The following is a 24,683-nucleotide window of genomic DNA, read 5'->3' as shown; positions in this document are numbered from 1 at the left end:
CATTAAAAGACATTTCTGGTGAAAAAGCAATAACAAATGTTAATGTTTCTTGTTAATGCTCTTTTTTAACAGCAAAAGCGCATTTCAAGCAGAGGAAGTTTCGGTATAGTAAAACGCATCACAGCACAAACAGGAGGAATGGAAGAAACATGTCAGATAGGGAAACCAATCAAGAAGGAGTCGTCAGCTCGACGCCGTCAACCAAAAATGAAAAACTATGGAACAAAGGGTTTATCACGATTACCTTGATCAATTTTATCGTCTTTCTCGTGTATTATTGTTTTGTCGTCATCACTGCGAAATTTGCCACTCAGGAGTTAGGGGCATCCACCGCACAAGCTGGCTTGGCAGCGGGGATCTACATTATCGGGACCTTGATCGCTCGCTTGTATGTTGGAAAAATTTTAGAATTAGTTGGTCGTAAAGCTGTTTTGCGCTGGGGGATATTGTTTTATGTCATTACCACCGCTGCTTATTTGGTCTCAGTCAACATTTATATTTTAGATACTGTGCGCTTTTTCAATGGCTTTGCTTATGGTGCTGTCTCAACAGCGGCTAATGCGATCGTCACAGCATATATCCCAGCTTCCAAACATGGCGAAGGGATCAATTACTATGGATTAAGTACCAGTTTAGCAGCGGCAGTCGGGCCTTTTATTGGCATGCTATTATTACCGACCGTCGGCTTTGATTTCATTATTTGGTTAGCAACCATCTTATCAATCGCAACAGCCATCGCGTGTTTCTGGTTCCCAGTCAAAAACATCCCATTAACAGAAGAACACAGAGCACAACTAAAAAAATGGTCCATCAAAAGTTTTGTCGAACCAAAAGTCTTTTTCATTTCCGGGATTGCCTTTTTGATCGGGTTGGCTTACTCCAGTGTTCTCGGCTTCTTGTCGATCTACGCCAGTGAGCTTGGGTTAGAAACGGCCGGTGCCTTTTTCTTCATCGTCTATGCACTTTCCGTGACTTTCACACGGCCAATGACTGGCAAACTATTTGACCGCCATGGCGCAGATGCGGTCATGTATCCTAGCTTTCTTTTCTTGACCCTTGGTCTTTTCCTATTGAGTATTACCGGCAACAGCTGGATGTTGTTGCTTGCGGGTTGCTTTGTCGGCTTGGGCTATGGCACCTTCATGTCGAATGGCCAAGCCGTTTGTCTAAAAGAGGTCGATCCTCACCGTGTCGGCGTAGCGCTCTCCACCTATTTCATCGGGCTGGACCTCGGCTTAGGCGTAGGTCCCTATGCATTAGGAAGCTTGCACGGTCTGTTTGATTACTCGCAGATCTACATCTTATGCGGACTGATCCCAGTCGTCGTTCTTGTTTTATACAAATTGTTTTATAAAACGAAACGCGCAGTTGCCGCCGTTGGTACTTTGAAGCAGCCAATCAACGAAGAAGAATGACCTCAACCATCACAAAAAGGAGTGTTTCACCATGGATAACAATCAATTGATTATTGAAGCATTGAACAAATTAGTGACGAACATCAACGAATTAAATGAAGAAATGCACGCTATGAAAGAGGTCACAGCAACGATGACCCATGAACAGCTAGCTATCGATCATCAATTACGCGACATCAAATCGGTATTGATCAATGACAATCTGATTGGATAATTTGTCATAAAGCATGAAATGAAACAAGAAACACAGAATGAACGCTTTTTTTGAGAATGTTTTTTGCTCACTTACTAGTGGCAGAAAAATTCACATAAGAAAAGCGTTTTTTTTTGATGCGCAAAAAAGAAAAGCGAACATTGGCAGATTTTGTACAAGAAAATAAGTAAGAAAAATTGTGGCAGTCCGCGCTTGTATGCTATAGTGTGTCTGGGTAGTAATACCTAATAAAAATCAGAGTAGGAAATAAAGCGTTAAGTGCTGAAAGGATGGGATGTTGCCTTTCGGACGAAGAACGGTCATTCGTTCGCGGTTTTATTTTCGCATTCGCTGCATGAATTTGTAGCAACTCTAAAAGGAGATGCTCGCTATGAAAAGAAAAGTCGATGCACACATGATTGCGGTCATGGGACTTTTGATTGCCTTAATGGTGGTCTTGTCGCAAATCTTGGGGTTTGAAACCTCCTATATCAAAATCACATTTTCCTTTGTACCACAGCTGATCATGGGTATGCTGTTTGGTCCGTTTTGGACCGCAGTTGGATCGTCATTAGCTGATATCGCAGGAATGGTGATTTTTCCAAAATCAGCCTACTTTTTCGGCTTTACCATCAATGCCTTTGTTGGTGGACTGATTTATGGCTACTTCTTCTATCGGAAAGAAGTCACATTAAAACGAGCGGCAACGGTCGTCTTGTTAAATACTATTTTGATAACCTTGATCTTAACTCCGATTTGGTTAGCTATGATGCTGAATATTCCTTTGACAAGCTGGGCCATCTGGTCGGTCCGCTTGCTAAAAGCAGTCATCATGTTCCCGATACAAACTGCGTTGATTTACATCGTAGGGCGTGCGGTACCATACAAACGGCTGATCCGACGGTTCGTTTAACGAGTAAAAAAGAACGATAACATCCATTGAAGTGAATCATCTGCGAATATTTCGACAGTGGTTCACTTTTTTCTTTCTAAGGATGGGCTTAGTCATTCTCAATAACTTGTTTAGAGGGGAAGGTGAACCTATGAATAAAAAAGGACTCGCTATGGGACTGTTTCTTTTCTTGGTCTTAGCAGCAATGGGAGGGATGAAGTGGGTGATAGAACAGCAAAAACAGCAAACGGAGGAGTCATCCGTGATCCAGCAAAGCAGCTCGAGAGACGAAACAAAGGAAGAAAGCAGTGCAAGCCAAGAAACCACCTCAATTTCCACGTCACCTTCTGTTTCAACTTCCACGCAAGAACAGTCAGAAGAGGCAATAGAAGAAAAAATCGCCACGATGAGTTTGGAGGAGAAGGTCGGGCAATTGTTTTTTGTGCGTGTACCTGAAAGCAATCAAATCGAAGAACTTCAAAACTATCACTTTGGCGGCTATCTGTTATTCGGCCGTGATACCGAAAATGAGACGGCGGAGAGCTTGAAACAGAAAATTTCAGATTACCAAGCAGCCAGCGCCATTCCGCTGTTGATCGGTATGGATGAAGAAGGGGGCACGGTGACTCGCATCAGCCGCAATCCGAACCTTACGGATCAGCGTTTTCTCTCACCACAACAGCTATATGCCCAAGGTGGATGGTCGGCGATCGAAGAAGATACAGCAAAGAAAGCGGAAATTTTAAAAGCGTATGGCATCAATGCCGGGCTGTTTCCCGTTGCCGATGTTTCCACTGATCCGCAGTCCTTTATCTACGACCGAACCATTGGCATGGATGCGCAGGGCACGAGTGCGTTTGTAGAACGTGTGGTTCATGTTTTGCAGAAACACCACGTGGGGTCAACCTTGAAGCATTTTCCCGGCTATGGCAACAATCGTGACTCGCATGTCGCCATCGTCACCGATGACCGCCCGCTATCTGCACTGCGGGAAACGGATTTTCTGCCTTTTGCCGCAGGGATCAAGGCTGGTGCCGATAGTATTTTGGTGGCCCATACGATTGTCAATAGTATCGATAACACTGTACCCGCCTCTATTTCAAAACCCGTGCATGAGCTGCTCCGAAATGAATTGCATTTTGAAGGGGTCATCATGACGGATGACTTGGATATGGCAGGACTTTCTGAGTTCATTCCGCAAAATGAAGCCGCATTACAGGCGTTGCAGGCGGGAAATGATCTAGTGATCTCATCTACCTACCAAGAACAGATCCCCTTTGTCGTACAAGCGGTTGAAGATGGCCGCTATTTGGAAGCTGATTTGAATGCTTCCGTCAAACGAGTTTTGCTCTGGAAAGAAGCATTGCATTTACTTTAAGAAAAAATAAACCTGCTGTTTCCTCCGTGTAAGAGAGTCGTTCTCTTACTGAGAGGAAGCAGCAGGTTTTTTTAGATACTATGAGCCAGTACCTCTAATTCTTTGGCAAAGGCTTCTTGTCCAATAAATCGCAGATAGTCCAAGGCTTTTTCAATCGTGGCCATTCCCAGCGTACGATCTCCTTGGAACAAGGCGTAAATGCCTTCGAAATAACGAATCATCAGGCGGATACGATCATTGTCCGGCGGCAGGTGATCGGCTAGATACGTCAGCACATGCGCCAACTCGGCAGGTTTTTTGCGATCGATAAACAAGAAAGCCGCATTCGTCAGCAATTTTGTGTAGATTTGATAATTGATACTTAGCGTATTGCTGTAAAAAATTTTTTTATTCAGGTGTTTCATTTGATACAAGATGTACTCGTCAGAAAAAAGGAAAAGCAGATTGGTAAATAAGGAGATTTCAAACTTTCCCCACGTGTCGATTCGTTCCAAGTATTTCTTGATGGTCGCTTCGATGATGCAACGTTCTTCCTCGTCGGTAACTACGCCTTTTTTCTCTAAAATCAAAAAGAATTGACTATACAATACATAATAGAAAAAATCCTTCGTGGTTTTATACAGTGCTTGGGCTTTGTTGATCAAAGAGAGTACTTCAGAATAATTGCTTTCATAGTAAGCGGTGGTCAACTGTTTGGATAGCTGTTTTTTCTCGCTGACTTGATTGTCATCCAAGCGATACTCAAATTCCTCTAAGGTGACATTTAAGCGGTCCAAATATTGGTGCAAAATATCAAAGGCGATGCGATGCCCTTTTTGTTCAAAGGTTGCCAGTGTACTGCGTTCTGAAATGTTCTCAACCAATTTTCGCTGTGAGATATTTCGTTCCGTTCGTAACTCTTTTAACAAGTCATTGGCCTTCAAAAAATCCCTCCTAAAAAAAGTGGACGGAAAAATAGTCCAAATATGTTACAGCTTTATTTTGCGGGTAAACTTGAAGAAAGTCAATTAAAGGAGGAGAAATGGATGTTTGATTTTTTTAGTTTTCCCTGGGAAGTTGTAGAACTAATGGCTAACGTTTTTTCTTTCTTCAAATAATCGATCCTTTGTGATTGGTTAGCAATTGATTTTTTAACAGGAAAAAAGTATAAGTGGTTTCACGTAATAAGTTACTGTTCATTCGCGCATTCAAACGCCCTCTCCCCAAACAGCTTACCCTGTCAAGGTGCGTAGGTTTGCCGAATCCCTTTTAAAAAAGGAGCAAACACAACAGCGAGTGATTGCTCTTTTTTTGTTGGTCAAAAAAACTGCATACGGCATCGCAACAGTCAGTTTTGCTTTTTCTTAAACATTGGTTCATTCGGATCAGAATAGTAATCAGGATTGAATTCATCATCGATCGATACCCCGAAAAGAGAAACGAGACTGGGAAGAAACCCAATCACGCCGAGGACGACGGCAACTGGAAGGTAGAATTTTTTACGCTTGTACCACGGAAGCTGCGATTTCTTTTCCATAGGAAATCCCCCTTTTCGCTTAGTGTAACATGTTCTGAGTTAGGTGTGTTAATAATTACCTTCAATACTTAAAAATATACTAAAGCGGTGTATTGGTACATCTGATGGGGCAAAAAGTTTCGCTAGGTAAATCTAGGAAAGGGTCGTTTTTTGTCATTGCTGCCAGAATCAAGTTTTTATATAAAAAAGGAACCGAGTAAGAAAGCAATTCTTCTTACTCGGTTCCTTTTATTGAAAATAATCCTTGGCTTGGTCCATCAAGGTTTGAAAGTCTGATTCGTTTTTTCTTATTGCCTCTGTTAGGGTAAACAAATAACCGTTGGGGTCTTTGATGGTCATTTCAAGGGCATTCCAAGGCTTTTCCATCAAAGGTTCCACGATCCACTTTGCGGGAATTTTCTGAGCGATATTCTGAAGATCATTCATCGCTACATTCAAAATTGCCCCATCGCCAACAGTGAACGCTTCTGCTGCAATCAGCATCAAATCTTGGTAGTCAGCAAGACGCAGGTGGTCCATCATCACTTGATTTTCTTGATTGCGAAACTGATACAATGACTGGAAACCCAAGATTTCTGTGAACCATTTCGATGATTGCACAATATCTTTTGTCTTCATTTGGTAAAACATTGGCATAACATAAACTTTCATTTTGACACCTCCTCTTGATTAGAGGATACCGCTTGACGCAGCGTCAAAGTCAATAGACATTTTCGTATTGAAGCAAAGCTTGATAATGGCGTTTCTTTGGCACTTAAGTCAAGGAAAAATGGGCAATAATTTTTTGACTCACTTCATCAGGTGACAAGTGGGTATTGTTGATTTTCAGCGAAGGAATCGTTGGGAAAAGGGTAGTTAATTCCTGTGGCAGGCTTTCTAAGCGATAGTTTTCATACGAAGACAAAAGCTCATTTCTAGAAAAAGCCAGCGCTCTTTTTGACGGCTTTGCGGCTAAACGGTCCTCATGGCAATTGCGCTTTAAACGTTCCTCAATATCAGCCACTAATTCGATAAAATAGACCTCTTGTCGGGCATCGGTAAATAGCTGGGCGATCTCTTGTAAAAAAGCTAAATCTCCCGCTTGATCGAAATCAATCAAGACCGTAAAGATGATTGATTTTGTCGTATTATTGGCTTCATTATGAACAAAGGCTTTGAAGAGTTCGATCCGCGTTTGATTAGACAAAGCAAATGCTGCTGGGCTATAGCCAAGAAAATTCGCAAATAGATCAATGGTCTGGTGATTGAATAATAGTTTTGCATCCAACCGTTTTTCCAGTTCTTTCCCCACAGTCATTTTTCCTACCGCTTGCGCGCCAATCAAGACGATCAATGACATCACAACACATCCTTTTTATCAATCGTAACAAAGGTGGGCTATCGTGTAAATCCGTTCTTAGAAAGAAACGATTGAGAAGCTTGATTTTTTATGTGGAAACCAAGGATGCTCTTTTTTTAGGTAAAAAGGAATGAGCGAAATTTCTCCGAGACAGGAAAAAAGATCATACAGCATAGTAGCACGGTTTGGAACAACAAAATGACTAGTAGATTGATCGTTTCAAATCGTGAATAAAGATAGAAGTGGATCAGCCATTCGAAGACATTGACAAAGACTAAATAAAGGTAGTGCGCTTTTTTGACCTTGCAGTTTTTCAACCAATAATAGCTTAAGTAATAATCCAGCAAGATCATCAATAATAGAAAAAGTTTGCTAAAAGCCGTCAGATTGTCATGCTGGGAGGCAAGTTTTTGAAAAAATAGCAAAAGTGTGGGTGTCGGAATATAAATAATCAATAAGGATAGAAAAAAATAGACAATAAAGGGCATAGTCATTCCTCCAAAATATTGATAAAAAAAGCATAGATAAATTAGCAAATTTGACAGTACTCGTCAATTGGTTTTGTTATCGAAATTTTCGATAATGGATGTTTGGTATTGATTGAAGGAAAAAGGACCATAGGAAAGTCGATGGCTATTGATTCAGCAAAGCGCTGATAGCGAAGGAGTAATTAAGGGACAGGAAAAAAGAAATACTCCCTTTCTTTAATCGAGAAGGGAGTGCTTGATTGATCCGACGGAAACATCTAACCCCATGTCTCATTGAGTTTATCCGCATAAAACAAAAGTGCCTGTCGGTAAGACTGGATGTCTGGATCGCTAGAGGTTTCGGCAAGCAGGGTCAATAATCGTTCAGCGGCTTGCTCATACTCGGCTAGATTAAACAGTGTCATGGCATAGAAGGTTTGCAAAGCATGATTTTTTGGAAACAGCTGTATCGCGTGTAAAAACACTTCTTCGGCTTTTTGATACTTGCCGAGGGCACGATAGGTGCTGCCTAGACCTAGGTAGGCATCTGGCAAGTCGTTTTCTGATAAACCTAACGCGATTGCTTGTTCATAATAAGGAATTGCCTGTTGTTCTTCCCCTAAAAGATCATAACTCCAAGCCGTTTGGTAGTGGACAAAGGCATCTTGGGGATTTTCGGCAGCTAATTGAATCAATTGTTCATTTGATTGTTGCAGCTTTTTTTCAGCCCGCAGTTGGATCGCAGCAGCTAGTCGTTCATTCATTGGTTCGAAGCTCCTTTTCAAATAGTAGAAAATGACACGGATAACTTGCGAGCCTAGCTAAGGGGAAAGATCAGCCCAGCTTTCACCTGCAAAGGAAAAACCGCATGCTTCATACAGCTTGTAGGCTGGCTGATTTTCAACCGTCACTACCAGATAAAGGTGAGTGAGTCCCATGGCTTTTGCTCGTTGGATCACTTCATTCATCATTAGCTTGGATAAGCCTTTGCCTTTAAAGGCTGCGCTCATAACAACAAATAATAGCAGGGGAAGCTCTTGAAACGTGCTGGTTACTACGGCACCGATAGGATAATTATCCATTTGCAACCGAAAAGAAAGCTCTGGACTCAAGGGACCGTATTTTCCGTCAGCAGTCTCTCTCAGCTCTCTTTGCCAGTCAGCAATCGATTCCCCTTCGTCATCCGTCGTTTCATGATAGGCCGAATAAAAAAGTTCTGCGACACTTCGAGAATCCGGGATAAAGGGGTCAAAAGAAAGGGCGGATTCTTGTAAAGCTTTGGGGGTATGTTGTAAGTCACAAGCCATAATGATTCGTTTCATAGAAGCACTCCTCTCTGCTCGTTTCATTTATTATAGCAGAGCAAAGCTTTCTCAAGATCGTTTTTTTCTAATGAAAGCCCAGATACAACGAATTCCTTCGTAGATTGCAGTAAAGACAGCAACCAGAAACAAAAACGACATGTAATGGATCAAAAAAGCCAGTTGAAACCACAAGCCATAGACCATCGGCAGGACGACGAGCAAACAAATTCCTAATTCGATGTTTCGCTTTCTTCTTATTTGAAACCAACGTTCATCTGACATCCTTTTTTCCTCCTGTTCATTCTTTACACACGCTCTCGGATAAATATCCATCTTTTTATAAAATATTCAATATAGTTGCGATATTTTGATTAAAAACTAGAAAATTAGTTTATTTTTTGGTAATCTTGAAGATAAGATTAGAAATAGCTGTTGTTTTTTATTTTGACTTATTATCCCACGAAAGACAAGGTGAGCTCAATGGAAAGAAAACCGATGTATTTAAAAAATGGGCTTCCCCTAACAATGGAGCCCGGTAAGATTTATACATGCCTTTACCGAGGCGGTTATTTCATTTGTGAAGAAAAGGGCCAACCGCTGCCATCGATAAAAAGAGAAGCGAAATAAGCGAACTTCTCACTTAAGATTTGTCAGGGATCGAACGGGTTGTTGGAATTGTTATCTCCTTTTTGGTACCAATCAAATGATGTCTAGCATTTTCAAAAAATCTCAACGTTCTTCATTCAGACCATTCTAAGGCTTAAATTGATTTTGACCGATTTCAATTTAGTAAGAACAATCCGATCACTGACAAATGTTAGGTGAAAAGTCCCCAAGAGACTGAACGAATAGTAATGGTTATTCGGACAGCCAAGAGCAGTGGAATTACGAGCGAACATACAATAGTAGAAATCGTCTTTTTCTCATAAAAAACGATTCTACTTGAAGGGAACATTTTTTTTTGCTATAATAGTTCAGGAATTGAAAAATAAAATAGACAAAGGTTGAGCATTTTTTATGCTTCAAGGATCAGGTTTGCCAAGGGGTGAGGCAAACATTCTTGGAGGAATGCTGGCCTTTTTTTGTTATCAGCATACTTCTTCGTGAGGTATGCTTTTTTTGTTTATTTTTCAGTTGAGAATATAAATCACTATGGGAGGGAAATCGATGAGAGAAGCTTTGACTCGTTTACGAGAAGCAGAAGAAGCCAATGAACAGCAATTGCTCGCTTTGAAAAAAGAACTGCAGTCGGAAGAAGCGCAGCAGCAACAAGCATTGCAAGAGCGGGCTTCCGCTTTGGAAGAAGCCCTTGCTCAGGAACAAGCAACAGTCGAAGACCAGTTGCAACAGTCACTAGAAGCACAAAAGCAGCAGCTGGCAAAAGAGACCCAGCAAGTGTTAGATCGTTACCAAAAAAATATGCAAAGCTTCCAAGAGCAAGCGGTTCAACAGATCGTTGAAGGAGTGATCGGAACTTATGGCAGTAACCAAACTAAATAAACTAACGTTGATCACCCCGAAGCACTACCAAGAAAGGGTATTGACGAAGCTGCAAACGATGCAGTTTGTTGAAATCGAGAACGTATTTGAGCAGGAAGCGAACGAAACTTGGCTACGGGAATTTTTTGCAGGAGCCACCCCAGAAGGTGCTTCTCACCAACCAATGATTCGTCGACTGCAAGAAGCAATCCGCTTTATTCGCCAAAATGGTGATGCGAAAAAAGGCATAGAATGGCAACGAGATGCCTTGCGGCTGTCGGACTTTGAAACAAGCTTCGATGAAGCAGCAGCATTGACGGAGCTGGTTGAAGTCGAGAATTTGCAAGAGCGCTGGGTAGAGACGATCGAAGCGATCGAAGCAGCGACGCAGACGGAAGAATGGGCGACACAGTGGCAAAATCTTGACGTGCCGTTGGAGATCGAAGCACCTGCTCATACAAGTTTTTTTGCTGGGCGTGTCGAAGGCCCACGCTGGGAAGATCTAGCTGAAGCCTTGCGACAATTGGAAGAGGTTCATATCGAAGTGATCTATTCTGAGCCAAAAAAAGTCAATTTCAGCTGCCTATTTTTAGCAGCGATCGAAGAGCAAGTGTTCCAATTGTTTCACCGATATGGGGTGAAGAAAGAAACCGGTCTAACATCCGAATCACCAAAAGTGGTTTTGCAAAACGCGAAACAAGCGTTGACTTCCTTGACCCAGCAGCGCAAAGAACTGATTACAGAAATCAGTCAGCACAAACAACGGCTGATCCTGTTACAGCAAGCGGAAGAACTGTTTTTGACTCGTGAGAATCGGGCAATGATGCAACAGCGCTTAGCAGCTGGTCAGACCTTTGCCCTCTTGCGCGGCTGGATCGCAGAAAAGGATCAACCGTTAGTGGCGGAAATGGTCCAAGAATCCTTTGCCAACGAGATTTACTATTCGTTTGAAGAACCCACTGCAGAGGAGATTGCTGCCAATCAAGTGCCAACGAAGCTAAAAAACGCCTCGTTTATTCAACCCTTTGAAATGTTGACGGAGATGTATAGCCTGCCAAAATACGATGAGATCGATCCAACCCCATGGATGACGCCCTTTTACTATGTTTTCTTTGGTATGATGGTGGCTGACTTAGGTTATGGTGCATTAATGGCTGTAGCGACCACGATCGGGCTGCACGCCATGCGTTTGCCCAAAGGGACCAAACGGTTTCTGAAATTGTTCCAGATTTTGTCCGTGCCAACTATGATTTGGGGCGCAGTCTACGGCTCTTTCTTTGGCGCTACATTGCCCTTCCAACTTTTATCACCTTCCGAAGATTTTATGGCGATCTTTGGTCTATCCATGATTTTTGGTGGGATCCAACTGTTTACAGGCCTTTATTTAGCAGCCAAAGAACATATCCGCAAAAAGGATCTTTTAGGTGCAGTCAACGATGGCTTTGCGTGGCTAGGACTTTTGAGTGGTCTTTTAGTGGCAGCCGCAGGCAATCTTTTGATCGATGTCCCAGCACTAACAACCGTCGGCTTGATTTTAGCAGGCTTTAGTGCCTTATTGATCATCGTGGTACCGATTCTGAAAGGGAAAACCAAAGTGGGCGGCTTCTTTTTTGGGTTGTATGACTTGTACGGTGTGACCAGTTACATCGGCGACTTTGTCAGCTACAGCCGCTTGATGGCATTAGGGATCTCCGGTGGGAGTATCGCAGCAGCTTTCAACTTATTGGTGGGCTACTTGACGCCAGCCGCTCGTTTTTCTGTAGGCATTCTCTTATTGGTTGTTCTACAAGCTTTAAACATCTTTTTATCGTTACTGAGTGCATATGTGCATGCCGCACGTTTACAATATGTAGAGTTTTTCGGAAAATTTTTCACTGGTGGGGGGCGCCAATTTGAAACCTTCAAGCCAAGTGAGAAATACGTTGATTTTGATAAAGAAAATGGAGGAGACAATAAATGATTGATTACTTAATTAATAATAATGGTGGTATGGTGTTTGCAATTATCGGAATGGGGATCGCTACGATCTTTTCTGGGATCGGTTCAGCCAAAGGGGTGGGCCAAACTGGTGAAGCAGCGGCAGCCTTAACGACGAATCAGCCGGAGAAGTTTGGACAAGCCTTGATTTTACAATTACTTCCCGGAACGCAAGGGCTATACGGATTCGTTATTGCGTTTATGATCTATGGTAGCTTAAGTGGTGAAATGTCGACAGTGACTGGTATGGCGTATTTGATGGCCTCGCTGCCAGTTGCCTTTACTGGCTTATTCTCAGGAATGGCCCAAGGGAAGGTCGCTGCAGCTGGGATTCAAATTTTAGCGAAGAAACCAGAGCATTTCTTTAAAGGGGTCATGTTCTCAGTAATGGTTGAGATGTATGCCATCTTAGGCTTTGTTATTTCTTTCTTACTTTTAGGAACGATTTAAAGGGGGCGAAGGTATGGACGCAATCGACAAAATGATTGCTGAACTAGACCAAGAAGCGCAGACAAAACGGGAACGTTTGGCTGCCGCTGAACGTGCTAGGATCAGTGAAACGATGGCACGTGACTGGGCGAAAAAAGAGTCGGACTTGCAGCTTCGTGCCCAGCAAGCAAAAAAGCAAGCCGAAAAACATTATCAGCAAGCCCTGAATCGCCAAGCAAGTGCCGCTAAGCAGCAGCAAATGGTGAAACAAAACGAATACCTGACACAACTTTTTGAGCAAGCGTATCAAAAAATGGTTGCCTGGACGCCAGAAGAGCTGCAGTCATTTGCTGAAAATGTGCTGCAGCAGTTGCCGATCAGTGGGACGGTGACCTTCCACGCTGGTCCTGAGCAAGCAGCCCATCTAGATGCCGCTTGGCTTACGTCTTGTCAATCAAAACTACCGTATCAAATCAAAGCAGGCGCACCATTGACAGAAGCGGGCTTTTTGGTAGATGACAACGGCATTCAATACAATTTTACCTATCAGGTACTGCTTGATGAATACAAGAAAGAAACCCGAGAACGGTGGTTGCAGATCATACAACAAGGAGGTTGATCCATGAGGAACTATCATCAATTGAATCCAATCATTCGGCTGAAAGAGATGACGTTGTTAAAGTCGCAAGAAGTCGAGCAAATGATTGCGGCAAAAGGGTTTGCTGAAGTCGAAGCTGTCTTGCAGCAGACCCATTATCAACGCTATTTGAAGCCGGATTTTCATGAACGATTCGAAACCTATCTCGATGAAGAATTGTTAAAGACGATCAAAGAATTGGCCGAGTTGGTTCCTGATCAAGAGATCCTCCGACTGTATATGATGCCTTTTACTTTCCATAATCTAAAAGTCTTGACCAAAGAGTCAGTCACTAAAAAAGATTATAATCATCTACTGATCGAAGATGGTTTTTACACGATCGATGAGTGTCGGACCGCCATCAAAACGGGAACCTCAGAGGTATTGCCTGAGAAAATCGTGACTACGATCCAAGAGGTGCGGGAGTACTTAGAAGGCGGCGCCGTGCTGCAAGGCATCGATATCATTTACGATCGCCGGTATTTACATGAACAACGGCGACTGGCAGATGAAATCAAGATCCCTGAGCTACAAGAAGCTGTAATCAAGATGATCGATCTGACCAATCTAACGATCGCCGCTCGTTGTGTACTTCAAAAACGATCGCGCAGTTTTATGGAGGCAGTCCTAGTGAGTGTCGGCAGTATCCCGAAAGAAGAATTTTTAGCGTTTGCGGATGCGTCCTATAGCGACTTTTTAGCCTTCTTATTAGAAAGTGATTATCAGGAAGTGTTGCGACCTTTGATTCATGAACAGGTGATCGACTTTGCTGGCTTGGCACTTTTACAAGACAATTTGATCACAGAAAGCTATGGTCAAGCTCAAACGGATGCTTTAGGACCACTGCCTTTACTCGCATTTTTGAATGCTAAGGTTTTGGAACTGCAAAATCTGCGTATCTTGCTGGTAGGCAAACGCAGCGGCTTTACGGAAGAACAAATCAGAGAAAGGATGCGGCACTATGACTCATAAAATCGGCGTGATCGGCGAGAAAGAATCCGTCATTCCTTTTCAACTATTTGGCTTTCAGGTCTGCTATGCCTCGGAAGAAAAAGAAGTGAAGCAGGCGCTGGCAAAATTAATGAAGAACAGTACGATCATCTACCTGACTGAAAAATGTGCAGAGCTGATTCCCGATGAATTAGCAAAAGTCCAACAAAAAATGACACCTGCAGTCATCTTGATCCCTGATTACGATGGTTCCCGAGGAATCGGCAAACGAATGATTCAAGAAAATGTCGAAAAAGCAGTTGGGCAAAACATACTATAGAGAGGAGCCGATGTTGTGGAAAAAGGAACAATTATTAAAGTATCCGGTCCATTGGTGTTAGCCAAAAATATGGGCCATGCAAGTTTAGAAGATATCTGTTATGTAGGAGATTTAGGCGTGGTCGGTGAGATCATCGAAATGCGCGGCGACGTCGCTTCGATCCAAGTCTATGAAGAAACGTCCGGGATCGGACCTGGTGAACCAGTCGAAACCACCGGCGAACCGCTATCCGTAGAATTGGCGCCTGGGATCATGTCACAAATGTTTGATGGCATCCAACGTCCCTTAGAAACCTTCATGTCTGTCACCCAAAGCAACTTCTTGACGCGTGGGGTGCAATTGCCTGCGTTGGATCATGAGAAAAAGTGGCCTTTTGTACCGACTGTGGAAGTCGGCGCGGCAGTCAGTACCGGGATGGTCATCGGCACCGTGCAAGAAACACCATTGATCAATCACAAGATCATGGTTCCTCATGGCGTTTCAGGAACAGTCAAGGCTGTTTATGCGGGGGAATTTACGATCGATGAAACGATTTATGTTTTAGATACACCCAAAGGAGAACGGTCTTTCACGATGCTGCAAAAATGGCCCGTTCGTCATAGTCGTCCTGTAAAGCAAAAACTGAATCCAGTCGAACCAATGATTACTGGCCAGCGAGTGATCGACACCTTCTTTCCAATCGCTAAAGGCGGGGCGTCAGCCGTTCCAGGACCTTTTGGTGCAGGGAAGACTGTCGTTCAGCACCAAATCGCCAAATGGGCGGATGTCGACCTAGTCGTCTATGTCGGCTGCGGCGAACGCGGCAATGAAATGACCGATGTAATGAACGAGTTCCCAGAGTTGATCGACCCTCGCAGTGGTGAATCTTTAATGGCGAGAACCGTGTTGATCGCTAACACCTCCAATATGCCGGTAGCCGCTCGGGAAGCGTCGATTTATACTGGGATCACGATTGCGGAATACTTCCGAGACATGGGGTATTCCGTGGCGATCATGGCGGATTCCACCTCACGTTGGGCAGAAGCACTGCGGGAAATGTCTGGTCGTCTGGAAGAAATGCCCGGGGATGAAGGGTATCCGGCTTACTTAGGCAGCCGCTTGGCAGAGTATTATGAGCGTTCTGGAAAAGCGATTTGCTTAGGTTCTGATCAAGAAGGCAGCATCACTGCCATCAGCGCTGTTTCACCATCAGGCGGTGATATTTCAGAACCAGTTACCCAAAATACGTTGCGGGTCGTTAAAGTCTTTTGGGGCTTAGATGCCACCTTAGCGCAAAAGCGTCATTTTCCATCGATCAATTGGTTGAAGAGCTATTCTTTATACGAAAACGAATTGGGTGCCTTTTTGGACCAACAAATGCAAGTAGATTGGTCCAAACAAGTAACAGAAGCCATGCGGATGCTGCAAAAAGAATCTGAGTTGTCAGAGATCGTTCGACTTGTCGGCATCGACGCTTTATCCGAAAAAGATCAGTTATTGCTAGAAACCACCAAGTCTTTGCGAGAAGATTTCTTGCAGCAAAACGCTTTTGACGACGTTGATACGTTTACCTCTCGTGAAAAGCAGTTCAAAATGCTGGAAACGATCTTGCTGCTCCACAAAGAAGCGGAAGATGCGTTGACACTAGGTGCGTATCTTTCAGAAATCTATGCAGGGACCGAAGAATTGCGAGACAAAGTGGCACGTATGAAGTACCTGCCTGAAGCAGAATTAGCAAAAATTCCTGCTTTGCATCAAGAGATCAAAGCAACGATGAAAGAAATTTTACAGAAAGGAGACCGCACTGATGATCAAGGAATATAAAACGATTGGAGAAGTCGTCGGACCATTGATGGCCGTCGATCGCGTCTCCGGTGTCAAATACGAAGAGTTGATCGAAGTCCGCATGCAAAACGGAGAAACGCGGCAAGGACAAGTACTTGAGATCCAAGAAGACAAAGCGTTGGTCCAAATTTTTGAAGGAACCGGCGGGATCAATTTGCGGGAATCTGCGGTCCGCTTTTTAGGACATCCTTTGGAATTAGGCGTTTCCGAGCAAATGATCGGGCGAGTCTTTGACGGCTTAGGTCGGGGCAAAGATGGCGGAGTAGAGATCGTCCCAGAAAAATTTATGGACATCAACGGCGAAGTGATCAATCCAGCAGCGCGGGATTATCCTGATGAGTTTATTCAAACGGGGATCTCATCGATCGACCACTTGAATACGCTCGTTCGGGGACAAAAGCTACCGATTTTTTCTGGATCTGGTCTGCCTCATAAAGAATTGGCTTCGCAAATTGCGCGTCAAGCACAAGTGTTGAATTCAGAAGATGATTTCGCTGTTGTGTTTGCTGGCATCGGGATCACCTTTGAAGAAGCTGAATATTTCATGGAAGATTTTCGTCAAACGGGTGCCATCGACCATTCTGTCGTCTTTATGAATCTAGCCAATGACCCAGCGATCGAGCGGATCGCTACTCCCCGAATGGCACTGACGGCGGCCGAATACTTGGCTTATGAAAAGGGCATGCATGTCTTGGTGATCATGACGGATATGACCAACTACTGTGAAGCTTTGCGGGAGATCTCCTCTGCTCGTCGTGAAGTGCCAGGACGTCGCGGCTATCCTGGGTATCTATATACCAATCTATCCACGTTATATGAACGTGCTGGACGGATTCGCGGCTTGAAAGGTTCAGTGACCCAGCTGCCGATTTTGACCATGCCAGAAGATGACAAAACCCATCCGATTCCCGATTTGACCGGCTATATCACCGAAGGACAAATCATCTTGTCTCGTGATTTGTATAAAAACGGCATCCAGCCGCCCATCGATGTCTTGCCGTCATTGTCACGGTTAAAAGATAAAGGGACCGGCGAAGGCAAGACACGTAAAGACCATGCCGCAACGATGAACCAGTTGTTTTCTGCGTATGCTCAAGGAAAGCAAGCCAAGGAATTGGCAGTCGTTTTAGGAGAATCGGCATTGTCGGAAGTAGATAAAACCTATGCCAAATTTGCGGAACGCTTCGAAAATGAATACTTGAACCAAGGGTACCGCACTAACCGTTCGATTATCGAAACCTTGGAATTAGGGTGGGACTTGTTGGCGATGCTGCCAAAAGTCGAACTGAAGCGGATCAGCGATGCCTTACTGGCGGAATACTTACCGGGAGAGGAGAACAATGGCGCAAAAAACCGTTAATCCAACCCGCATGGAGCTGTCGCGCCTCAGCAAACAATTGGCGACAGCCAAACGCGGACATAAATTATTAAAAGACAAACAAGACGAACTCATGCGTCAATTTATTGAATTGATCAAAAAGAATGACCACTTGCGTAAAGAAGTAGAAGAACAATTGCAGCGTGCCATGAAGGCATTTCGCTTAGCCAATGCCACGATCAATGAAAAATACATTGAAGAAATGTTTATTTTACCAGCAACTGAGGTCTCCCTTGAGTTATCCACGAAAAATATCATGAGTGTGGAAGTGCCAGTGATGCATTTTGATTATGACGATACGGTGATGCAAGCGCCGATCGAATATGGCTTTTTGAATTCCAATGTTCCGTTAGATAATGCGGTCGCCCGTTTTACCGACGCCATGCCGAAGCTGTTGGAGCTAACGGAAATCGAAAAGACCTGTCAATTGATGGCAGGGGAAATCGAACGTACTCGCCGACGCGTCAATGCCCTAGAATATTTGACGATTCCCGAGCTGGAAGAAGCCATTTATGGAATCAAAATGCGGCTGGAAGAAAATGAACGAGCAAACGTAACAAGAATGATCAAAGTGAAGAATAAATCAAAATAAAATGGTATGATAAGTGAAAAACAACTGCAATAAACTAGGATTACCAAGCCATTGGTTTTTGCAAAAGGTCAAAGGAAATGAAAATGAAAAAAAGAAATCGTTTGAAAAAAAAGCTGGCATCGCAACGCTTTTTGATTCCGCAGATCGTCACACTGGTCTTCGTTTTGCTGATATTGGCAGGAACTGGCTTACTGATGCTGCCGGCTGTCACCAAAAGTGGTGAAGGTACCAACTTTTTAGATGCACTGTTTACTGCCACATCGGCTGTTTGCGTGACGGGTCTTTCGACCTTGACAGTAGCCGACCATTACAATCTCTGGGGCCAAGGGATTTTGCTGATGTTGATTGAGATCGGTGGGATCGGCTTCATGTCGATTCCCGTCTTCTTTTACATCTTGGCGAGAAAAAGAGTCCATCTTAGTACCCGGATGATTTTGCGGGAATCATTGAACCTGGATCGGATGTCTGGAGAGATCCATTTGGCATGGTACCTGATTCGGATCGCCTTTTTGATCCAAGTCAGCGGGATTATCTTGCTGGCTTTTGCATTCGTGCCCCGTTTTGGTTGGGAGCAAGGCCTTTGGTACAGCGTTTTTCATGCGATCTCGGCCTTTTGTAATGCTGGGTTTGATTTGTTCGGCAACAGCATGGTAGGGTTTCAAAATGACCCATTTGTGCTGGGGATTATCAGTTTCTTGATCATTGCCGGCGGTCTTGGGTTTCTCGTTTGGTTCGATCTCCTGCATACGGCGTCCAAAAAACGGTCCCTGCATAGTCGCTTGGCATGGATCGCTATGATCGTTTTGGTGGTTTTTGGAACGGCAGGGTTCTTTTTGACCGAAGCCAATTCACAGTTGATCACGGGTGACTCGGTCATCGAACGTTTTTTCCAATACCTCTTCTTAGCGGTCACCCCAAGAACCGCGGGATTTTTCAGTATTGATTACGGACAAATGAGTCAAGCAGGCTTGATGCTGACGATGATTTTAATGTATATCGGCGGGACCTCGGGATCAACGGCTGGGGGATTGAAGACAACGACGTTTGCAGTCTTGATCATCAAGATCCGCAGTTTATTGAAAGGGCGCAGTCGAGCGGAAGTGTTCGGTCGCACGATCAAAGAATCTGCTGTATCGCGTGCCTTTACGTTGTTCTTCCTTACCTTGACGTTATGCTTCGTAGCGATTTTCTTATTGTCGATCACTGAGCGTATGCCACAAAACCCAAACTTTGGATTACCAACCATTGCCTTTGAAGTTTTTTCCGCTTTTGGAACCGTGGGGTTGACCATGGGGTTGACGCCTTACTTGTCGGTTTTTGGCAAACTATTGATCATTTTTTTGATGTTCATTGGTCGAGTTGGCATCATGACCGTTGCTTTTTCACTGATGAAAAAAGCCAACAAACAAGAAGCCGGCTACAAATATCCTGATGAAACCGTGATGATCGGGTAACGAAACAGGGAAACGAAGCACGCTTCGTTTCCCTGTTTTTCGTTTATTGAAGTACTTCTAACATCACATCTCGTTGGTCATCGCTGACATTCCCCGCATAATTTGGTGTGATTAAAGATAGACCACCCTCTTTATTTGTAAATAGGTACAGGTTTTGGTTAAAATCAGGATTTCCATTGGAAGTGATCCCTTTCGAAAAGGTCAACTGAGTGTTCACTTTTACTGTGCGAATCTCATTGTTTTTCGCAGAAAACACGCGAATCTCTTTTGTTGCGATCGTATCGACTTGTGCTTCATAGCTTGCGCTGTCGCCGATCGAAATGATCAATGGGCTCGTATTTTGAATCGTGACAGCATCTGGTACATTGACGCCATGGAAATAAAAAGTCAGTGAAGGGCCATATTGGGAAAGATCAACGGCATATGGAAACTCATTGGTGGATACTGAGCTTGCTGTTGTTTGCGTTGCGTCAGAGTGATCCGTCGATTGCTGGCTTGTGGTTGAAGTTTTTGAAGTAGAGGTTGAATCGAATGAACTACTTTCAGTCGTTTGCGCCGTCGTGCTTTTTTTGCTTTCAGTAGACACACGACTCTGACTTAGCTCGCTTGTTGATTGCGCGGTATCTTTTTCGTTGTTACAGCCTGTCAAAAGCCCCAGACTGACGAGCGTCAGTGTGCCAATCAAAGAAAATGTTTTTTTCATTGTTTACTTCATCCTTTCCTTAGAATACTAAAGCATCTAAAACAAGCAAACTATTGTAGCGAAATGCACAATTTTGCTGACATAGCGTTTAAATATTCTTTAATGTTAAAGATATTGTAATCCAGAACACTGAAAAAGAATAGGAAGTTTTTGCTGAATTTTTCGTCAATTCTATCATAAAATATTCATTAACGTCCGCAGCAGCTGGCTAGTTTTGTATAATAAAGTTTCAGCCATAGTGGCGAAGCTTTCTGGCGGCTTGCGTAACGCAGGGATCTAGATTAAAATACCTTGGTATAGGAGAATGGGGTGGTGAAGAGGATGGAAAAAGAACGGATGGGCCAATGGTTAGCCTTCACGAATCAGCATCAAGCGATCGAAGCTCGCTTGGAACAAGCCCTCAAAGCAGAAAGCAATCTGTCTTTGAATGAGTATTACGTGCTTTATTACTTAGAAAAGACCCCCAATCATAGCATGCGCCTCAACGATTTGATCGCCCATTTTGATTTGAGTCAAAGTGCGATGTCACGCATGATCATGCGCATGGAAGACAACCTGTGTGGTGTGATCGAACGGCATTCTTGTCAAGAGGATAAGCGGGGGATCTATATTGATTTGACCCAATCAGGGGAAAAGAAACTGCAGCGCTCAAAAGTCGTTTTTGAAAAAGTCTTGGAGGAAATGCTAGACTAAAGATGTTTTCACTTGTTTTCTCCTTGATTCTTTTGTAATATAGATGCATGTGCATGTATATTTTGGCAAAAGAGAAAAAAATGCACCGATTTGCTTTAGGGATCTCCTTAGGTAACGAAGCCAGTCAGATTTACAAAGCGAAATGAATCCAATGGAAAAGGTGGGAAACCCATGCGAAATGTAACAGACAAAGCAACATTTAAGCGCGGATTACAGTTGAAAAATCGAATCATTATGGCACCAATGACGACCAAGATGTCCTTCTTTGATGGGGTGATTACGAAAGATGAGTTGGCTTACTATGGCTTACGCTCTGGGGAAGTCGGAGCAGTCATCACAGCGGCAGCCAATGTCCAAGAAGATGGCAAGGGCTGGGAAGGGGAATTAGGCGCTTATGACGATGCCTTTTTACCTGGATTAAGCAAATTAGCCAGCACCATCAAAACAAATGGGACCAAAGCCATTTTACAGATTTTTCATGCCGGTCGGATGACGGATGACTCAGTTCTACGAGGCACACAACCCATATCCGCCAGCGCGGTTGCAGCTGAACGACCAAATGCCCAAGTTCCCCGAGAAGTTACGGTGGATGAGATATTAGCGATTATTGAAAACTTTAAAAAAGCTACCGAACGGGCGATCAAGGCGGGGTTTGATGGCGTAGAACTCCACGGAGCCAATACGTATTTGATTCAACAATTCTTTTCTCCTCACTCAAATCGTCGATCCGATGAATGGGGTGGCTCACTAGAGAACCGTTATCGTTTTATTGAGAAGCTCGTCGATGAAGTATTGGAAACAGTAGACCAATCAGGTGTGAAGGAGTTTATCGTCGGTTATCGGTTTTCACCGGAAGAATTCGAAGAACCAGGGATTCGCTTTGAAGATACGTTGTTCTTAGTGGACCAACTGGCAGAAAAAGGATTAGACTATCTGCACATTTCTCTTGCGGATTATACCCGTAAATCGATTTCAAAAGCGTATCAAGAAAAATCAATGTTGGCGTATGTCTATGAAAAAATCGCTCAGCGGGTTCCTTTGATTGGTGTAGGGGATGTCCGAACGTCGAAAGATGCCGCGGGCTTGCTAGAACATGCAGATTTTGTTGCAGTGGGGCGGGCATTGTTGATCGATCCTCATTGGGGACAAAAAGTCTTAGACGGTCAAGATGAGTTGATCCGCACCACGGTTTCTACTTACGAACGTGAGGAACTCGTATTACAAAATGGCGTTTGGGGTTTTATGGAAAACATGATGCCAGATCGACTAAATGAAGAATAATAAGCAGACAACCACCTTTGCCTTGGGCAAAGGTGGTTTTTCGCGATTGCCACTCATTTGGGTCACGTTGAGAAAAGCTGTTTTTTTCTCTAATGAAACCTTGTTAGCTTCAAAATAGCGAATCAAGAGAAGAATGTGAGAAACAAGCCTGTAATCGAAAGAAAGAGCGTGGAAAGATTTTTTTAGTTAAAATACACGAATGAATTTTTGTTTTATTTTAATAAATAGTCAAACAATTCAGAATCATTCATTTTTCTTACAAAAAGATAGCGCAAGTCGAGTTGATTGATAAAAAAACAATCAGTTGTTAGACTGAATACAGGTTAAAAAAACAAAAAGGGGATGTAATGATGAAAAAAGGATTCAGAAATTATTTAGGTTCAGATGAGCGGGAGGCAGGCTATAATTTGTCTTGGGGTTCTATCTTTGCAGGGGTCGTAACATTTATCGCATTGTTCATGACACTGTCAATGATCGGCTCAGCAATCGGTTTTGGTTTGGTGGAACCAACATCAAATAATCCATTAGATGGTGTGGGTACAGGATTATTGATTTGGACAGTCATTACCTTTGTCTTGGCATTATTCGGTGCAGGTTTTGTTTCAGGTGTGGCGGCTCGACGTGTTGGATTGGTTCATGGTTTCTTAACATGGGCAACTAGTATGATCGTGATGATGGTTATGCTCTCTTACTTAACGATCGGTGCATTTTCTGTAGTCGGTTCACTTTTAGGAAACGTTGCTTCTGCTGTTGGCAGTGGCGTTGAAACAGTTGCCTCAGGTGCTGGCGATGTCGCTTCAAAAGCCTTCGATGAAATAACAGGAAACATGGAAGACGTCAATACAGATGAATTACAAGCGAATGTCAATGATGTTTTACAAGATACCGATGTTCCTGAATTGCAACCAGACTACTTGCAAAATCAATTGTCTGATGCGACGAACGACATCAAAGATGCCGGCAAAGACATTGCAACCAATCCAAATGATGCTGATAAAATCATTGATGATTTAGCAAGCAAATTACAAGATCGTGCTACAACGATCGGTGATTCAGTCGATAAAGAAGCAATCTCAAATGCAGTGGCTCAAAACACAGATCTAAGCCAACAAGAAGCGGAAGAAGCAACGAACAATATCGTGAACGGCTTACAAGATGCTTCTGATGAAGCACAAAAACAAATCGAAAATGCACAACAAAATCTTGAACAAGCCAAACAAGACATTGACCAAGCAGTGGAAGACGCTCGTCAAAAAGCGGAAGAAGCAAGTGATGCAACAGCCAAAGCGTCTATTTGGGGCTTTGTGGCAATGGTCTTAGGACTCGCTCTTACGTCAATCGGTGGTATGGTGGGAGCAAACTTAGTTAAAACTGCTGACCACGAAAACCGTATCTAATTTTACCTCTCATCAAGAGAGCTAGTGATTTATAAACCAGTGAACAGCGTTCTGCCAAAGAGTCAAATGGCAGCAGCGCTGTTTTCTGCTTTTAAACAAGCGGTTGAAAATCCCCATTGACGAGTGATTTTTCTCATGCTACACTGGCTCTGAGGATTGTTACCGCTTTAGGCGGGCTATACCTATTTTTTTGTGTGAAGAAATCTAAAGAAGAATAGGGTCGTTAAAATGAACGTAACAAAAGTGATCAATAACAACATTGTGATTTCTGAGAATGAGGAAAAACAAGAATTGGTCGTCATGGGCAAAGGCTTAGGCTTTAAGAAAAAGCCGGGCGATGCGATCGACGATACCAAGATTGAAAAAGTCTATCTCAGTACACAAGAGTGGAATGTCACAAAACTAACCCAATTACTTTCTTCTATCCCTATCGAACATATTCAAGCAGCGAATGAGATCATCAGTTTTGCAAAAGTTTCCCTTGGGAAAAAGTTGAGCGAAAAATTGTTTCTGACGCTGACCGATCATATCAATTATGCTATCGAGCGCTATCAAAACGGCATGGAAATCAAAAATGCCTTGCTATGGGAGATCAAGCGGTTTTATAACCATGAATACCTCATTGGCAAAGAAGCGTTATCGATCATTAAAAATCGCTTGGCGATCGAGCTGCCGGAAGATGAAGCCGGCTTCATTGCTCTGCACATCGTCAATGCTGAGTTGGATATGGCGCAGGTCAGTCAAGTATCGGAAATGGCGAAGATCATTCAGCATATCCTAAACATCGTCAAATATCATTTTTCAATGGATCTTGATGAGTATTCATTGAACTACGAGCGCTTTGTGACCCATTTGAAATTTTTTGTCCAGCGCTTATTCAGCGGTACAAAGCTCGATGATGCAGGAACCGGCAGTTTTATTTTTATGTTGAAAGACCGCTACATGAAGGAATATGCGTGTGCGTTGAAAATCAGTGACTACATCAACAAAGAATTCGGTAGACCGTTAGAAGAAGACGAATTGATCTATTTAACTATACACATCAAACGAATAACAAGTGCTTAG

The 24,683-nt window shown here is 43.3% G+C and carries 27 protein-coding genes, 1 riboswitch and 1 other annotated feature; of the genes, 18 read left to right on the top strand and 9 right to left on the bottom strand.

Going from position 1 to position 24,683, the window contains the following annotated elements:
• The first annotated feature begins 149 nt into the window (after positions 1-149).
• From IGK85_RS10875 to IGK85_RS10860, 4 genes are all read left to right on the top strand, one after another.
• Positions 150-1,415, top strand: coding sequence for an MFS transporter (locus IGK85_RS10875; RefSeq protein WP_008378903.1), 1,266 nt, complete (start codon positions 150-152; stop codon positions 1,413-1,415).
• Between the two features lie 31 nt (positions 1,416-1,446).
• Positions 1,447-1,629 (top strand): hypothetical protein, encoded by a 183-nt coding sequence (locus tag IGK85_RS10870; protein ID WP_005225550.1) that lies wholly within the window; start codon positions 1,447-1,449, stop codon positions 1,627-1,629.
• Between the two features lie 233 nt (positions 1,630-1,862).
• A riboswitch (THF riboswitch) is annotated at positions 1,863-1,964 on the top strand.
• A 26-nt stretch (positions 1,965-1,990) separates the two neighbouring features.
• Positions 1,991-2,521, top strand: a complete 531-nt coding sequence (locus IGK85_RS10865; protein ID WP_005234846.1) for a folate family ECF transporter S component — start codon at positions 1,991-1,993, stop codon at positions 2,519-2,521.
• Positions 2,522-2,651: 130 nt separating this feature from the next.
• Positions 2,652-3,878 (top strand): glycoside hydrolase family 3 protein, encoded by a 1,227-nt coding sequence (locus tag IGK85_RS10860; RefSeq protein ID WP_035006661.1) that lies wholly within the window; start codon positions 2,652-2,654, stop codon positions 3,876-3,878.
• A 71-nt stretch (positions 3,879-3,949) separates the two neighbouring features.
• Here IGK85_RS10860 and IGK85_RS10855 read toward each other — a convergent pair whose 3' ends face one another.
• From IGK85_RS10855 to IGK85_RS10820, 8 genes are all read right to left on the bottom strand, one after another.
• Positions 3,950-4,801 (bottom strand): Rgg/GadR/MutR family transcriptional regulator, encoded by an 852-nt coding sequence (locus IGK85_RS10855; protein ID WP_008378897.1) that lies wholly within the window; start codon positions 4,799-4,801, stop codon positions 3,950-3,952.
• Positions 4,802-5,205: 404 nt separating this feature from the next.
• Complete coding sequence (locus IGK85_RS10850; RefSeq protein WP_005234854.1) at positions 5,206-5,394, bottom strand: hypothetical protein; 189 nt, start codon at positions 5,392-5,394, stop codon at positions 5,206-5,208.
• 228 nt (positions 5,395-5,622) lie between these two features.
• A complete protein-coding gene (locus tag IGK85_RS10845) occupies positions 5,623-6,045 on the bottom strand; it encodes a VOC family protein (RefSeq protein WP_008378895.1) in 423 nt (140 codons plus the stop codon).
• A 103-nt stretch (positions 6,046-6,148) separates the two neighbouring features.
• Positions 6,149-6,733, bottom strand: a complete 585-nt coding sequence (locus IGK85_RS10840) for an AAA family ATPase (protein WP_008378893.1) — start codon at positions 6,731-6,733, stop codon at positions 6,149-6,151.
• Between the two features lie 116 nt (positions 6,734-6,849).
• Complete coding sequence (locus tag IGK85_RS10835) at positions 6,850-7,221, bottom strand: hypothetical protein (RefSeq protein ID WP_008378891.1); 372 nt, start codon at positions 7,219-7,221, stop codon at positions 6,850-6,852.
• Positions 7,222-7,478: 257 nt separating this feature from the next.
• Positions 7,479-7,964: a tetratricopeptide repeat protein gene (locus IGK85_RS10830; RefSeq protein ID WP_008378889.1), complete on the bottom strand. Its 486-nt coding sequence runs from the start codon at positions 7,962-7,964 to the stop codon at positions 7,479-7,481.
• Between the two features lie 57 nt (positions 7,965-8,021).
• Positions 8,022-8,549 carry a GNAT family N-acetyltransferase gene (locus IGK85_RS10825; RefSeq protein ID WP_016613544.1) on the bottom strand — a complete coding sequence of 176 codons (528 nt, stop codon included), beginning with the start codon at positions 8,547-8,549 and terminating at the stop codon, positions 8,022-8,024.
• 24 nt (positions 8,550-8,573) lie between these two features.
• Positions 8,574-8,786 carry a hypothetical protein gene (locus IGK85_RS10820; protein ID WP_008378885.1) on the bottom strand — a complete coding sequence of 71 codons (213 nt, stop codon included), beginning with the start codon at positions 8,784-8,786 and terminating at the stop codon, positions 8,574-8,576.
• Between the two features lie 720 nt (positions 8,787-9,506).
• Positions 9,507-9,560: a sequence feature (sodium ion sensor (DUF1646 type); this cis-regulatory element may regulate processes involved in with the transportation of sodium ions), on the top strand.
• Between the two features lie 111 nt (positions 9,561-9,671).
• Between IGK85_RS10820 and IGK85_RS10815 the strand changes: the two genes are divergently transcribed.
• The 10 genes from IGK85_RS10815 to IGK85_RS10770 all read left to right on the top strand — a co-directional run bounded on the left by IGK85_RS10815 (position 9,672) and on the right by IGK85_RS10770 (position 19,544).
• The gene (locus tag IGK85_RS10815) at positions 9,672-10,004 is read left to right on the top strand and encodes a hypothetical protein (RefSeq protein ID WP_008378883.1); all 333 of its coding nucleotides are present in this window, start codon (positions 9,672-9,674) and stop codon (positions 10,002-10,004) included.
• Entirely contained in the window at positions 9,982-11,943 is a 1,962-nt protein-coding gene (locus tag IGK85_RS10810; protein WP_008378881.1) for a V-type ATP synthase subunit I, read from the top strand. Before IGK85_RS10815 ends, IGK85_RS10810 begins: the two co-directional genes overlap by 23 nt.
• On the top strand, positions 11,940-12,410 hold the full coding sequence (locus IGK85_RS10805; RefSeq protein ID WP_005225567.1) for a V-type ATP synthase subunit K: 471 nt from the start codon (positions 11,940-11,942) through the stop codon (positions 12,408-12,410). Before IGK85_RS10810 ends, IGK85_RS10805 begins: the two co-directional genes overlap by 4 nt.
• 13 nt (positions 12,411-12,423) lie before the next feature.
• Positions 12,424-13,008, top strand: a complete 585-nt coding sequence (locus tag IGK85_RS10800) for a hypothetical protein (RefSeq protein ID WP_008378878.1) — start codon at positions 12,424-12,426, stop codon at positions 13,006-13,008.
• A gap of 3 nt (positions 13,009-13,011) precedes the next feature.
• A complete protein-coding gene (locus IGK85_RS10795) occupies positions 13,012-13,998 on the top strand; it encodes a V-type ATPase subunit (RefSeq protein WP_008378876.1) in 987 nt (328 codons plus the stop codon).
• The gene (locus IGK85_RS10790) at positions 13,988-14,296 is read left to right on the top strand and encodes a V-type ATP synthase subunit F (protein ID WP_005225570.1); all 309 of its coding nucleotides are present in this window, start codon (positions 13,988-13,990) and stop codon (positions 14,294-14,296) included. Before IGK85_RS10795 ends, IGK85_RS10790 begins: the two co-directional genes overlap by 11 nt.
• A gap of 15 nt (positions 14,297-14,311) precedes the next feature.
• The gene (locus IGK85_RS10785) at positions 14,312-16,099 is read left to right on the top strand and encodes a V-type ATP synthase subunit A (RefSeq protein WP_008378873.1); all 1,788 of its coding nucleotides are present in this window, start codon (positions 14,312-14,314) and stop codon (positions 16,097-16,099) included.
• Positions 16,083-17,480 carry a V-type ATP synthase subunit B gene (locus tag IGK85_RS10780; RefSeq protein ID WP_008378870.1) on the top strand — a complete coding sequence of 466 codons (1,398 nt, stop codon included), beginning with the start codon at positions 16,083-16,085 and terminating at the stop codon, positions 17,478-17,480. The genes IGK85_RS10785 and IGK85_RS10780 overlap by 17 nt, the downstream gene beginning before the upstream one ends.
• Entirely contained in the window at positions 17,461-18,090 is a 630-nt protein-coding gene (locus tag IGK85_RS10775) for a V-type ATP synthase subunit D (RefSeq protein WP_008378868.1), read from the top strand. The genes IGK85_RS10780 and IGK85_RS10775 overlap by 20 nt, the downstream gene beginning before the upstream one ends.
• Positions 18,091-18,167: 77 nt before the next feature.
• The gene (locus tag IGK85_RS10770; protein ID WP_035006656.1) at positions 18,168-19,544 is read left to right on the top strand and encodes a TrkH family potassium uptake protein; all 1,377 of its coding nucleotides are present in this window, start codon (positions 18,168-18,170) and stop codon (positions 19,542-19,544) included.
• Positions 19,545-19,587: 43 nt separating this feature from the next.
• On the opposite strand, the gene IGK85_RS10765 is transcribed toward IGK85_RS10770, so the two are convergent.
• Complete coding sequence (locus tag IGK85_RS10765) at positions 19,588-20,247, bottom strand: hypothetical protein (RefSeq protein ID WP_008378864.1); 660 nt, start codon at positions 20,245-20,247, stop codon at positions 19,588-19,590.
• 321 nt (positions 20,248-20,568) lie between these two features.
• On the opposite strand from IGK85_RS10765, the gene IGK85_RS10760 reads away from it, so the two are divergent.
• The 4 genes from IGK85_RS10760 to licT all read left to right on the top strand — a co-directional run bounded on the left by IGK85_RS10760 (position 20,569) and on the right by licT (position 24,683).
• Positions 20,569-20,940 carry a MarR family winged helix-turn-helix transcriptional regulator gene (locus IGK85_RS10760; protein ID WP_016613534.1) on the top strand — a complete coding sequence of 124 codons (372 nt, stop codon included), beginning with the start codon at positions 20,569-20,571 and terminating at the stop codon, positions 20,938-20,940.
• 171 nt (positions 20,941-21,111) lie between these two features.
• A complete protein-coding gene (locus tag IGK85_RS10755; RefSeq protein ID WP_086296968.1) occupies positions 21,112-22,221 on the top strand; it encodes an NADH-dependent flavin oxidoreductase in 1,110 nt (369 codons plus the stop codon).
• 350 nt (positions 22,222-22,571) lie between these two features.
• Entirely contained in the window at positions 22,572-23,618 is a 1,047-nt protein-coding gene (locus IGK85_RS10750) for a hypothetical protein (RefSeq protein ID WP_008378859.1), read from the top strand.
• 228 nt (positions 23,619-23,846) lie between these two features.
• On the top strand, positions 23,847-24,683 hold the full coding sequence (licT, locus tag IGK85_RS10745) for a BglG family transcription antiterminator LicT (protein WP_008378857.1): 837 nt from the start codon (positions 23,847-23,849) through the stop codon (positions 24,681-24,683).

The organism is Enterococcus sp. AZ015 (assembly GCF_050499225.1).
GTDB lineage: Bacteria > Bacillota > Bacilli > Lactobacillales > Enterococcaceae > Enterococcus_D > Enterococcus_D entomosocium.
This window is presented reverse-complemented; position numbering and strand designations above follow the sequence as displayed.